The following is a 13004-nucleotide window of genomic DNA, read 5'->3' on the forward strand; positions in this document are numbered from 1 at the left end:
ATGCTACAGGTTGGAGGCAAGCTGCAATTCCGGGTTATTCCCTGCTCCGACGGTTGAAAATCCCATCTTTTTGAGGTAGCGGTTATGTTCTTTATCGCCTCTGCTGGCCCGGATAACACGGATACCCTGGTCAATAAAAAATTCTTTCCGGTCTTTGTACAGATATTCACCGGCTTTAAAGTCACGGTGACTTGGAATCACAAAATCCAGGTCCACATTCAGGATTTCACCTTGCTGATTGCCGCAAACCACTCCAACCGGCATCATTTTGTTAAAAATCATGAGGTTAAAAGAATACCCTTCGTCCGGGTTGTAAGCCGGCTGGTGAGTCATAATTTCGTCCAGATGATATTGCAAAAAATGACTCAAAACCGAATTATCGGGTTTAACCTGTATCAGGTCAAACTCGGTTTTCTTCTGATATATATTAACCAGATGGTAAATATTCACGATCACGATAAACGCGTTCATGGCGGCAACGGGCATCGAATTAATCAGCAAGCCATAAACGGTGAAAGTGATGGCGCCCACCATATTCACTATCCGCAGCTTAACAATACCGCTCATCATCAGTGATATTGCAACCAATAGTGATGCTGCGTAACCGATCAGTTCGTATATAAGGTCCGTTTCCATGGTCAGAGGTGAATACCCGGCAGGGGTTAGTCCGTTTCAATTACTGATTCAACAAAATAGGTAAAATCATTCGCTTTTTTATAGAGTGTAAAAGAGGTTTGAGAGATGAATAGGATTGCACGACAAAAACCGGAATCGGGATATGTAATAGAGATCAAATAGCTGCGAGTGAAAAAAATTCACAGGACAAATCTGAATTGCAGTAAATATTCGATCCGGAAGTTTCTACGCTCAATCTGTATTGAAAGGCTTGAAAAGCAGCGGTCACCGTATGAAATCATCCTTTTTTTTGAAAAATAGCCACCCGATCGCCCACCAGTTTGAGGGAAGCGTTCCGGTTGTCAGCCATCCACCGAAATGTTTTCTCACTGTAAAACGCTACATGCGTATCATCCCTGCGATAGTGCCAGTTTTTGAACCGGTCATGGGATGGAACAAATTTGGTCATCACTCCCAGAAAGCCATGCGGTTTCAGACATTCCCACAGCCTGTCAAATTCGCTGCCCGGATCAAACAGATGTTCAGCTGTTTCGGTTGTGGTAATGAAGTCGTACTGCTTATCGAATACCGAATTGTCGGGTGCGTAAAACGGATCATAAATATTCATTGTATGACCGGCTTCTTCAAACATAAGGCTCAGTGTAGGTCCAGGACCTGAACCGAAATCAAGTCCGTGACTTCCGGGCTTCAGCAATTTCTGAAGAGGTTTGAACAGCTGACTTAAAAATTCCCGGTAATCCGGATCATCCGGATCATTTTCATGCTGATCGTAACGGCTTTTTTCCTCATCCGGAGTGAGACGCTGCCCGGGGCGAACAAAAATGAGATCGCAGTTTGAGCAGATGAGGTATTCGTACCCATCCGCCTCAAGAAAAGGTTCTGTTTTTGAAGAGTTACACAGTATGCAGGAAATGGCGGTCCTCATGCTTTAGCTTTTTTCACAATAATAAAAAACTATGATTGGAAGGTATAAATGCTTTTATGTGGACATGGTAGAGTGAATTTGGTATCCTCTTGTTCAGCACTCAAAGAGTGAGTAACCATGCAGTAAAAGACCAAAATAAAAGCTCATGGTTATGAATATGAAAAGCAAAAAAAGCAGACAGTAAAGACATGGCCGACAAAAAATACCGGGTGTTAGTGGTAGGATGCGGAAATATGGGAACTTCCCATGCCAGGGCTTACCGGCGGCTGGATGAATTTGATGTAGCGGGTGTGGTAAGCCGGGGTCCGGAGAGCCGGGGTCGCCTTTCACAAGAGCTTGGCGGTGTAGCAGAGTTTGGAGATTTTGAAGAGGCACTTTCTGCAGTAAATCCAGATGCGGTGTGCATCAGTACGTACCCGGGTACTCATGCAGAGTACGCCATTAAATCGTTGGAAGCCGGTGCCCATGTATTTGTCGAAAAACCGATCGCTGAGACTGTAGGGGATGCTGAAGCTGTGGTTGAAGCAGCCCGGCAAACCGGTAAAAAAGTGGTTGTGGGCTACATACTTCGTCATCATCCCGGCTGGCGGCAATTTATTGACCGCGCCCGAAAGCTTGGCAAGCCGCTGGTGATGCGAATGAATCTTAACCAACAGAGCTCGGGCAGCGAGTGGGAAGTGCACAAAAATATCATGGAGGCAATGTCGCCCATCGTCGACTGCGGAGTGCATTATGTGGATGTCATGTGTCAGATGACCGGAGCAAAACCTGTATCCGTTCACGCGATCGGTGCCCGCCTCTCAGAGGAAATTGACCCGGGTATGTATAATTACGGTCAGCTCCAGGTACGGTTCGATGACGGATCGGTAGGCTGGTACGAGTCAGGCTGGGGACCGATGATCAGTGAACAGGCATATTTTATTAAAGACGTTATGGGTCCTGAGGGGAGCGTCAGTATACGGAAAAATACGTTTGACCTGCCCCGCGGGAGTTCTGCTGATATCGGTAGTCATACTGGCGTACCCGCACTTCAGCTTCATTCATCAAAACGGGATAAAAAGGGACGTCTGGTCAGTCCCGAACAAATTCTTGATACACCTGAGGAGCCGGATCACGATGAACTGTGCTATCTTGAGCAAAAATATTTTCTGAAATCAATCATGGAAGACCTGGATCTGACCGGCCATCTGAATGAAGTGGTTCATACCCTTAAAATCGTACTTGCCAGTGATGAATCCGTGAAAACGGGTAGGGCAGTTGAACTGTCCTGATTTAAATATTACAATACTCCACGGGCAGCAGGCCCTGATCAATCACTTGCCGATCATAAATAATCAACCTCTTTCCATGCATGCTTGAGAAGATCATCCATGGTCACGAAATCAAGTGCCTGTTCGTTGGTGGCCTCCAGAACAACCTGCGGTGCTTTGCCTGCATCAAAGGCCTCTTTCCATCGCATCACGCAGAGGCACCAGCGATCACCGGGGGAGAGCCCGGGGAAATTGTACTGGGGCAGAGGCGTGGAAAGATCATTGCCCATCAGTTTTGAGAATTCTAAAAATTCTTCGGTCATGACAGCGCAAACCATATGATTCCCACGATCCTCGGGACCTGAGTCGCAGCAGCCGTTTCGGTAGAACCCGGTTAGTGGGTTCTCGCTGCATACAATAATCTCTTCTCCAAATACATTTTTAGCCTGCTTATTCATCTTTAAACTCCAGTTGGTTTCCTTCCCGGTTAAGTTTTCTGTAAAAACAGGATGTCCGATGAACGCCGTTCTTATTTTTTGTGTGGCAGACACCTTCACCTTCAAGGGTTACCCTGTAAACAAGCGCGTCCTGATCGCAATCAACCAACACGTCATCAAGCCGGATTGTGTTGCCCGATGTGAGTCCCTTGATCCATAGCTCGTTCCGGCTTGTACTCCAGAAAGCAGGCTCGCCTGTTTCCAGGGTATGATCAAATGCTTCCCTGTTCACGGAAGCAATCATAAGAATTTCGCCGGTCGACGAGTCCTGAACGGCTACTGGAAGCAGCCCGTCCCGCTTTTCGAATTGCAGGTTAATGTCGGTCCCTTCTTCAACCAAAGATCTGTTTTTGACCATCTTTTTCTGTTTTAAATCATGTGATACCAATGACGCCTGCACCGGTGAACGCTCTTCCCGAATCAAATGTGGTGTAACAACGAGTTGTGGACGGGTATAAATTGTTGAATATAAGCTGAATATTATCCTGAATCTATCGAGAGTCAGAACGTTGTCTGTTCAGCAGGAGTTCAAAAAAATCATATTTTCTTCATTGCCATGATGAAGCCTTTGGGTCACCGGTACATGCGGTGAATAAAACAGTTATAAATTCTCTTTCGTCCCTTCACTCCACCTTTCTCAATATTGTTAATGTAAGAAAGTAATCAGATCAATTTTAATGGGATATGTGCTCCTGCGTTAATGCGTCTGCTTTTCTGAAAAGCCTTATCATATCTGCAGCAATCATACGGCAGGTTTTATCATATGCGGCTTGCTCTGAATCGGTATTATCTGCGTATTTCGGATCCGTGTAGGTGAGGGGGAAACGCTGCATCGCGCCGGGTATGTAGGGGCAGTTGGCATCAGCATGATCACAGGTCATCACTGCTGCAAAATTTTCTTCAGGGTTTGATTCGTCATGATACATTTTGGACCATAGCCTGACGGAGGTATCGGAATCAGATGCTGTAATCCTGAAAACAGGATTTTCAAAACTATCACTCTCGATATTGATATTGCAGCCAGCCCGCTCCAAAGCGGCAACCGTTCGTTCATTGCAGGCAGTGACTTCCGTTCCTCCTGAGTAACAGTCAGCCAAGTCAAGATTCATCCAATCCTGCACAAAAGCACACCATGCTTGAGCAAGCTGGCTTCGGCGTGAATTGTGAGTACAGATAAAGTGAAGTTTTGGGCGGTTACCGCGTTTAAGTTCTGATGCCACAAAAGAGGCAATCTCACTGAGCAGCCGTTCGTGGCGCTCCGTATCAAGCTCTGCAGGCTCTTTTTCAATACTTTCAAGGTATGTCTTTATCATAAAAAGCGGTTATAGTTTCCATTCTCCATTGACGGCATTCTTGAATCCGGTTTTAATTGAACTTACTAAATGGGAAAATATGAAACAGATATTACCATAACTTTATCAGTTGACTTGCATGCCCAATCATCTTACCATTGCAGTGCAACAGGTTCCTTATGAAACGGTTGGTTAACTTTTTCTGAGGATGAAAAGGGAATCCGGTGACACCTTCTCCAGGGGAATTGGAGAAAACGTGAAGTCCGGAACTATCCCCGTAGCTGTAATCTCTGTTTGCTTTTAGTCACCTTAAGCCACTGTCCCGAAATATCCGGGATGGGAAGGCCGCTGAAAGCTGAGTAAGTCAGAAGACCTGCCTGATTGCACTTCAGATTCAGGCTTTCGGAGGAAAGGCCGGGAATGTAGGATTACTGTACGGATTCCACTTTTTGATCCATATGGCGTGCTATATCGCCCATCTTTTACTACTGCGAAAGCTCATCGGTTAACTAAATAAATAACAAAACCATGAGCATGAAAAAGCTACTTTTAATTACATCTGTCATACTTTCTGGTGTTTCAGTCTCTGAGGCACAGATTGCAGATACCACACAAACATCTTCGGGCGACTCACTCAGAGCTGAACTTGATCAGATTGTTGTTACCGCATCCAAGCTGCCGCTCTCGCGGCGGGAGACAACAAAGCCGGTTATCATAATCGACCGCAGAGAGTTGGAGCAAAGTTCGGGAAGCGACATTTCACAGATTCTGAATCGTCAGAGCGGAATCCGTGTGAACAATTCATACGGTTCACCAGCCAACAGCCGCATACTCTACATGCAGGGTGCCGCAGCCCAAAACACTCTCATTTTGCTCGACGGAAAACCGGTTACCGATCCATCGGGTGTGGGAGGGCTGTTTGATTTGCGTCTCCTGCCTGTCAATCAGCTCGAAAGGATAGAGGTGATCAAGGGCAGTCAGTCAACGCTATATGGAACGGATGCTATTGCGGGAGTAATCAACCTGATCTCTGCTACTCCCGCTGATAAAATTTTTAGCGGAACTGCGTCACTCTCCTATGGAGCTTTCAATACAGTTAAGGGTTCTGCCGCCGTCAGCGGGGCGATTCAAAATACCTTGCGCTATCATGTATCCTATAACAGGGAATCATCCGACGGTTTTTCAGCAGCCAGATCACAGGAGGCCGGGAATGAATTCGGGGACGATGGCCACCGAATGAACTCTTTCTTCAGCAGGGTAGAAATTCTGGCCGGCGACTCATTTACAATTACTCCTTTTCTGAATTACTCTGCGAATAACGGCGACTATGACGATGGTGCGTTTCAGGATGCGGATAACAGCTACGAGCTGGAGATGATGAATCCCGGCATCAGAACCGAATACAGGAGCGCAGATCTGCGTGTAAGAGCCGATTACGGGTACACCAGAACCACGCGGCTTTTTGAATCACAATTTGGTCTGAACCGGTTTGAAGGCCGTTTTCACGATGCAGATATCTTTGCAGATTACAGATTTGGGGATCATACCGCTTTTCTGGCCGGTTTCAATGTTCAGGATTACGCCATTCCGGGCGGGGAGGAAGCAACCGACAGGGAAGCGAGGATAGCAAGCCCGTATGCTACATTCTATCTCAAGGACGTAAACGGTTTTAACGCGGAACTGGGCTACAGGCTGAATCGTCATTCTGAATACGGTACTAATTCCACATTCAGCGCGGCACCGTCCTATTTTATAACCGAAAATCTGAAACTGAACGCATCAATTGCTACGGGATTCAAAGTGCCGACACCCGATGAGCTCTTTGGTCCATTCGGTGCTAATGCTGAGCTGGATCCGCAGAGAAGTTTGTATATGACGGCGGGTATTGAAGGGTACTTCTTCAACAGCTCATTGAAAACAGGCATACAGTACTACTCACGAAGAATTGACGATCTGATCATATTCACCTTTGGCCAGGGCTATCTCAACCGCGACAGGCAGGACGACAGCGGACTGGAACTGACAGCCGACTGGCGTTTCGGCAACACCATTTCGGCAGCTGCATGGTACAATTATACAGACGGAGAGATCACGGAGCGGACGGATGGCGGTGAAGTTACACGCAGTAATCTGATAAGGCGTCCCGAACACAGTTTCGGGCTGAATACGAACGTGCGGTTCTGGAAAAAACTGACGGTTCGGGTCGAAGGGGAGTGGAACGGTGAAAGGAGTGATCTCTACTTTAATCCTGCCAACAACTTTGCCCAGGAGAACGTAACCCTGGATGCTTACACGCTTGTACATATTTATGCTGAGTACGGATTGCAGAACTACGGTGTCACAGTATTTGCTGATGTGAAAAATTTATTCAATACAGAATTTACAGAGGTGTATGGTTTTAATACCATAGGAACCGCACTGAAGGGCGGTGTGCGGGTTCGGTTTTGATGCAGGACTTACTTTGGACTCACTCCTGTCCCTTTTCTACGTGCAGAGAGGCGGACTCCTTAACAGGTTTGGAATAAGACTCTAAAATCTTTCTTTTTCTGTACGGCAAAGTTCCCCCTCTATGATTACGGAAGGGTGACAGCATTGAAGGAATCTCGATGGGAGGGGTGAGTCCGAATGAGTGAGTTTCCAAATACATCTCACTTTATCACCCAATGCCACACAAGTCCAACCCCGATCACCCCGGCTCCAAGAAGCAAAATCGTCGGGTCAATCCAGAATGCAAGAAACAGGCAGCCGAACAGTCCCAGTACGGGAATGATGCGCGGATAGAGCCGTAACTCTTCGGGAAGAAAGAGGGCGGTCAAATTGGTTATGGAATAGTAGATGAGTACCGTAAACGCACTGAACGACCATGTGAATACCACATCACCGCTGAGTACCAGCAACCCGATAATTATGCAGGTGACCCACACCGCCACAACCGGGCTCTGCGTTACGGGATTAATTCGGGAGATAAACCCCGGTACATCCCCTCTGCGGGCCATACCCAAAAGTACTCTCGACAGACCCAGAAATAGATTCAGCAGTACGCCGAGCATGGCTGTTATTGCGGTAATCGTCAGTACCGGACCTATCACCGGGAGAGAGAGGGATTGTGCAACAATCATCAGCGGAGCCGCTTCACCTTCAACAGTCTCACCAAAACCATCTGCTCCCAAAGCCTGAAGAGCCGTTAGTGTTACAGCCAGATAGATGATCACAATGAGTATCATGGCCATAATAATCGCTCTCGGGATGGTTTTAGCGGGCTCGGCAACTTCTTCTCCCAGGGTGGCAATTCGTCCGTAGCCGGTGTATGCCACAAACATCAGAGCCGACCCAAAGAGAACTGAATCCCAGCCGGAAACGCTGAAAGTATTTGTAATGGGACTGACGGGTAGTCCGTTTACAAAGAATGCGGCAACAACAAGGGCAGCCAAACCTGCCAGCGTTATGGAAACAATCCATTTATTTGCTGAATTACTCCGTTGAATTCCCCCGGAAACCAAAAGGGCCATTAGGAATAGCAGCAACAGGCCGCCCGATGCAATCATCCATTCCGAAGAGTTGATACCGGTAGCATAATACAGATACCCGATACAGCCCAGAACAGCTGTGGCGGCTGATGCGGATTTGGCCACCATGAACATCCAGCCGGCGGTGAATCCAAACCATGAATTGATAAACCTGTAACCGTATTCGTAAGTGCCGCCGCTAACAGGATGTGCTGCGGCAAGCTGGGCACTGCTCAGGCCATTGAGCGTTGCAAGCACGGCTGCAAGAACAACCGATAGAATGATCCCGTTGCCGGCTACCTGGGTTGCAATGGCTATGCTCACAAAAATACCGGTTCCGATAATGGATCCCAGGCCCATCAGTATAGCGCCGGGTGTGCGAATTGCCCGTCTTAGTTCCTCCATATCAAGCAGGTATAGTTTGTTGATTCGGATAATCTGAAAGCTGCGCTATAGATGCCCGGGAAAATGATGTTTGATATATCACTTATGATTTAGCTATAATATTTGATTACTAAAAACAATTAAATATGACGGGATGAGTGAAAAAGTTGTGGCTGTGCAGCCCTGGTATATAAAATATACGTTTGCCCTTGCCGGTATCATACTGACGATTTACGCAATGATTATGGCAAAGTCACTCTTGCTGCCGTTTCTCTTTGCACTATTCTTTTCCATACTCCTGTCGCCGGTATGCAGCAAGATCGAGGAGAAAAAAATTCCCAGAATTGTCTCATCTCTTGCAGGAATTTTAATTGCCATTCTTTTTATCGGTGCACTGGGATACTTTTTTTCAATCCAGTTTGCTTCATTTGCGGAGGATAGCTCCATGTTTGCCGAAAGGCTGGAAGAACTCCTGGAGCAGGTAGAAGCCTTTCTGCTTTCCTGGTTTGCCATTGAGCAGGAGCTGAACCTGGACCGCGTATTCGGAGTAGCCATCGAATACATACAGAATAACGCTGCCAACCTGACCCAGCAATTAACCGGCGCCGCATCTATTCTTACCGCTATTTTTCTCATACCGGTTTATATGTTCCTGATCTTACTGTTTCGGGATCTGCTGAAGAATTTTGTTATCAAAGCCATTGCCAGGGGAGACTCGGGAGCCGAGGAAAAAGTGAGGCTCATCATCTCTAAAATTAAGAGACTGGTGCAAAGTTACATCAACGGACTGGTGATGGTCATTCTAATCCTCGCCGTACTTTACTCTGTAATGCTTCTTGTAATAGGAATCGAACACGCCATTTTCTTTGGTGTTTTTGCTGCCATGCTGAATGTAATACCATTCGTAGGCCCTCTTATGGGTTCTGTATTGCCAATTCTCTATTCCATCATTACAATGGACTCGTTGATCTACCCGCTGATTATTCTGGCCGGCTTTTATGTCGTTCAGCTCACGGAAGGGAATCTGCTTACACCGGTGATCGTGGGCAGCCAGGTTAGCATGAACGCACTGGCTACGTTGATACTCATTTTTGCAGGTGCCCAAATTTGGGGTCTGGCCGGTATGATCCTCTTCATACCGCTGGGTGCGATTATGAAAATTATTTTTGATGAGGTTGAGTCACTTAAACCCTTCGGATATTTGATGGGCAGGGATACGGATGATAAAAGTGAGGAGAGGAGCCGGATTGCTCAAAGATTCAGCAAACTTACTGAGAAAGCCAAGAAGAAGAGTAAAGCAACCGATGGTGAAAATCATGAAGATGAGGAAAACATCCCGCCATCCGGCAACTGAAAGGCCAATGAAAACTGCGGCGGCAGGCAAGATGCCGTAATCTCAATCAAATTCCGTGTACAATACCAGCAGATGAAATCAAACGCATACAGATCTGACAATAATTGAAATTTTTATACCTTGAACCAACAGTATTCCTGTTGGTTCTCACTCGCTAATCCTGTTAACTAAATTATATCCGTATGAACATGCTCAAAGTAATGTTCCCGATTCTGCTGCTCGCAGCAGTTCTCACGGGTTGTGATACCGGCGAATCCGATCTTGAAACGATAGCTATTACCGGAGTGAATGTGCTCACAATGGAATCGGATCAGATTCTTTCCGATCAAACTGTAATCATTCGAAATGGCATCATCAACAGAATCGGAAATTCAGACGATGTGGAGGTTCCAAGGGGTGCACAGGTTATCAGCGGTGACTTTTATGTAATGCCGGGCCTTGCGGAGATGCATGCACACATTCCTTCATCGCGGCAGGGGAGCGAGGTCATGGAGGCCACACTTGGAATGTATCTTTCACAGGGTATTACCACCATCCGTGGTATGCTCGGCGAACCGGCTCATCTGGAAATTCGCAACAGGGCTGAAAACGGCGAGATCGACAGCCCCCGTATTTTTACTTCAGGCCCATCTTTCAGCGGAAATTCAGTTTCATCGCCGGAAGAAGCGCGCGAAATGGTTCGTGAACAAAAAGAGGCAGGATATGATCTGGTAAAACTGCATCCCGGCCTGAGCAGGGAAATATTTGATGCCATTGCGGAGGAAGCTGAGAGGGTGGATATGGAGTTCTCCGGACATATCTCTTTTGATGTGGGCCTTGAACGGGCTATCGAGGCGGGACAGACTACAATTGAACACCTTGACCGGTATATGGAGTACATTGCAGAAGTACCTGAAAGCAGAACCGATCCCAATATTATCTATTTTGGCTATGATCTTACTCCGTACGCCGATCGTTCACGGATTCCGGATGCTGCTGCACGTACCGCTGAATCGGGGGTCTGGAACGTTCCGACAAATACCCTGCTGGTTAATGTTTTTAGTCCGGAGTACACAACCGACGAGATGCTTCAGTGGCCGGGTATGGAATATATCGCTGAATCAACCCGTGAGGGCTGGGCACAGTACGTAAATAATCTTCGCTCGGGTGAAGACTATAACAGAGAACAGGCGAGGGAATACCTGGATATCCGCAATGAACTTACGCTTGAGCTTCACAGGCAGGGAGCCGGACTTCTGCTGGGTGCCGACGCACCGCAGATCTTTAATCCCCCCGGGTTTTCGGCACACCGTGAGTTGTCACTGCTGGTAGAGGCAGGCCTTACACCCTACGAAGCCCTCAAAACCGGCACTGTGCATGTTGGTGAATATCTGGGAGAAGAGACAACCACCGGCAGGGTTGCCCCGGGTTATCGTGCTGACCTTCTCATTCTCTCTGAAAATCCATTGCTTTCCATTCCGTTTCAAAACAGGATTGAAGGAGTAATGGTGGCCGGCAGGTACTACGACCGCGCGGCACTTGACGCACTGCTTGACAGAATGGACAGTGCAGTCGATAATTAATGCTCACTATTTTTAGAAGTGAATCACAAATCCGGACCAGGCTGCTGCCAGGGATGAACCGTAATTTCGTGATCGCGGAGCGGTTGAAGCTGCCAGGGTAAATTCAATATTTCTGAATTCGACTCCGGTTCCAGCGTGAACCGTAGTGCCGGAGTGCCCTCCGAACCTAAGTCCCGCCCTGAGAGGGACAACATTGAAAAATCGATACTCACTGCCTACGGACAGATGTGCATGTTTGCTGGCTATGCCTCTATCGGATAAGCCCAGGCCGGTGTCTATCATAAACCCGAATCTGCCAAGCATAAGGTGCGAACCCAGACGGATCATGGCCGGAAGTCCGGGTTTGTGAGCTTGAACCTGTTCTGATTCGAAGTCAGCGTAGAGATCATTGCCGATACTGTCGGTGAGCACGGATTCAAAATAAGCGCTCTCATCTCCGTCAAACTCGCTGTCGATAATATCCCGGTCGTAATTGAAGCCTTCCCAAAGCAATTGATCATCGTTGGAGAATGTTCTGGCACGGTCAGAATAGGAGAGGGATCCGATATCTGTTACGGCAAGTCCGACCCTGAGAGACTTCCTTCCTTTGAATATACCGAGGTCAAACGCATTTTGCGGGAGATCCATCTCAGCCGTCAGCCCCAGGTCCAATCCAAGGGATACACCTTTGGCTGCCGTGAAATCATCTGCTTGCGGATCAATGTAATCCTCCAGCTTCGGATCGATTCCGAGGTCACGGTCAATCCTGTATGCATCTATCTGATCCGCCCTTGCTCCGGCAGTTTTAACGGCATATCGGAATGCATGACGGATCTGACCGCCCGCTTGAGCCGAAGCGCCGCTTATTTGAAGAGACGACACCATTGATGCGGATGTATAGTCTGTGCTGATCAGCAGTTTCGGAGCAATACCCGCGTAAATCCGTACATTTTCCGCAAAACCGAAAAGGGTATCGTATCTAAGCAGAGTGCGGGCATATCCGGCCGACCATTCGTGCCAGGCGTAGTATTCTGCGGATAAATTGACATCTGCCGCTTCACTGAAATAATCAGAATCGAGGCCCCGAAAGATTAAATCTGCAAAACCTCTTGAAACACCCGTATTTCCTGATGTGCGAACCCTGACTGCAAAACCCACGGCCCATTCATCAGACCTGTATGCACCGCCTAAAGGTACAGCTGCGACATCAAAAGCGAGGTCTCTGCTTTCTGAAGAGGCGGTTCCAAACCATGTATCAAGCATGGCATCAGCCAATTGGGGTGAAATCGTCAGTCCGCTGGTAAGATATTCGTTGTAAACCGAAATGTTTGCCAGTGAGCCTCCTGCCTGTGCATGAACTCCTCCTGCAATGCTTACTGTAAATTTCGGCCTGACATCACGGTTCAGCATCAGGTTTGCAGGATTCACAAAGTTAGCGTGGTAGAGATCCTGATAGGCCGTTCCACCTCCGCCAAGCGAAAGAGTACGGGCAGTTTGATGAGAATGCTGCGCATGAAGCTGCAGCGGTGCTATAAAAAGAAGCAAAATCACAGGAACCACCGTAAGCGGAAGGAAGCATCGTTTGGTATACTCTTGTATCATTTTCATCACGATCTTCC

At 47.5% G+C, this 13004-nt stretch carries 11 protein-coding genes and 1 riboswitch; of the genes, 4 read left to right on the plus strand and 7 right to left on the minus strand.

Translation table 11 applies throughout. The features are described 5' to 3' along the window. Positions 1 to 3: 3 nt before the first annotated feature. The gene (locus tag DDZ15_RS09045; protein ID WP_109646763.1) at positions 4 to 636 is read right to left on the minus strand and encodes a YgjV family protein; all 633 of its coding nucleotides are present in this window, start codon (positions 634 to 636) and stop codon (positions 4 to 6) included. 277 nt (positions 637 to 913) lie between these two features. Then, on the minus strand, positions 914 to 1561 hold the full coding sequence (locus tag DDZ15_RS09050) for a class I SAM-dependent methyltransferase (RefSeq protein WP_109646764.1): 648 nt from the start codon (positions 1559 to 1561) through the stop codon (positions 914 to 916). Between the two features lie 188 nt (positions 1562 to 1749). Here DDZ15_RS09050 and DDZ15_RS09055 point away from each other — a divergent pair, with 188 nt between their 5' ends. After that, positions 1750 to 2832: a Gfo/Idh/MocA family oxidoreductase gene (locus DDZ15_RS09055; RefSeq protein ID WP_109646765.1), complete on the plus strand. Its 1083-nt coding sequence runs from the start codon at positions 1750 to 1752 to the stop codon at positions 2830 to 2832. Positions 2833 to 2885: 53 nt separating this feature from the next. Here the strand turns inward: DDZ15_RS09055 and DDZ15_RS09060 are convergent, their stop codons facing one another. The 3 genes from DDZ15_RS09060 to DDZ15_RS09070 all read right to left on the minus strand — a co-directional run bounded on the left by DDZ15_RS09060 (position 2886) and on the right by DDZ15_RS09070 (position 4621). Continuing rightward, entirely contained in the window at positions 2886 to 3269 is a 384-nt protein-coding gene (locus DDZ15_RS09060) for a DUF2237 family protein (RefSeq protein ID WP_109646766.1), read from the minus strand. Continuing rightward, entirely contained in the window at positions 3262 to 3666 is a 405-nt protein-coding gene (locus DDZ15_RS09065) for a phosphoribosyl-AMP cyclohydrolase (protein ID WP_109646767.1), read from the minus strand. Before DDZ15_RS09065 ends, DDZ15_RS09060 begins: the two co-directional genes overlap by 8 nt. 316 nt (positions 3667 to 3982) lie before the next feature. Further along, the gene (locus DDZ15_RS09070) at positions 3983 to 4621 is read right to left on the minus strand and encodes a low molecular weight phosphatase family protein (protein ID WP_109646768.1); all 639 of its coding nucleotides are present in this window, start codon (positions 4619 to 4621) and stop codon (positions 3983 to 3985) included. A 132-nt stretch (positions 4622 to 4753) separates the two neighbouring features. After that, positions 4754 to 4996, plus strand: a riboswitch (cobalamin riboswitch). 132 nt (positions 4997 to 5128) lie between these two features. Between DDZ15_RS09070 and DDZ15_RS09075 the strand changes: the two genes are divergently transcribed. Further along, positions 5129 to 7048: a TonB-dependent receptor plug domain-containing protein gene (locus tag DDZ15_RS09075; protein WP_109646769.1), complete on the plus strand. Its 1920-nt coding sequence runs from the start codon at positions 5129 to 5131 to the stop codon at positions 7046 to 7048. A 200-nt stretch (positions 7049 to 7248) separates the two neighbouring features. Here the strand turns inward: DDZ15_RS09075 and DDZ15_RS09080 are convergent, their stop codons facing one another. Continuing rightward, positions 7249 to 8511: an APC family permease gene (locus DDZ15_RS09080; RefSeq protein WP_109646770.1), complete on the minus strand. Its 1263-nt coding sequence runs from the start codon at positions 8509 to 8511 to the stop codon at positions 7249 to 7251. Between the two features lie 133 nt (positions 8512 to 8644). On the opposite strand from DDZ15_RS09080, the gene DDZ15_RS09085 reads away from it, so the two are divergent. Together DDZ15_RS09085 and DDZ15_RS09090 are read left to right on the plus strand one after the other, a co-directional pair. After that, positions 8645 to 9844 carry an AI-2E family transporter gene (locus tag DDZ15_RS09085; RefSeq protein ID WP_109646771.1) on the plus strand — a complete coding sequence of 400 codons (1200 nt, stop codon included), beginning with the start codon at positions 8645 to 8647 and terminating at the stop codon, positions 9842 to 9844. 182 nt (positions 9845 to 10026) lie between these two features. Beyond that, complete coding sequence (locus tag DDZ15_RS09090; protein WP_109646772.1) at positions 10027 to 11406, plus strand: amidohydrolase family protein; 1380 nt, start codon at positions 10027 to 10029, stop codon at positions 11404 to 11406. A 12-nt stretch (positions 11407 to 11418) separates the two neighbouring features. Here the strand turns inward: DDZ15_RS09090 and DDZ15_RS09095 are convergent, their stop codons facing one another. Further along, a complete protein-coding gene (locus DDZ15_RS09095; protein ID WP_146198558.1) occupies positions 11419 to 12993 on the minus strand; it encodes a DUF5723 family protein in 1575 nt (524 codons plus the stop codon). Positions 12994 to 13004: the final 11 nt, after the last annotated feature.

This window comes from Rhodohalobacter mucosus, from assembly GCF_003150675.1.
GTDB lineage: Bacteria > Bacteroidota > Rhodothermia > Balneolales > Balneolaceae > Rhodohalobacter > Rhodohalobacter mucosus.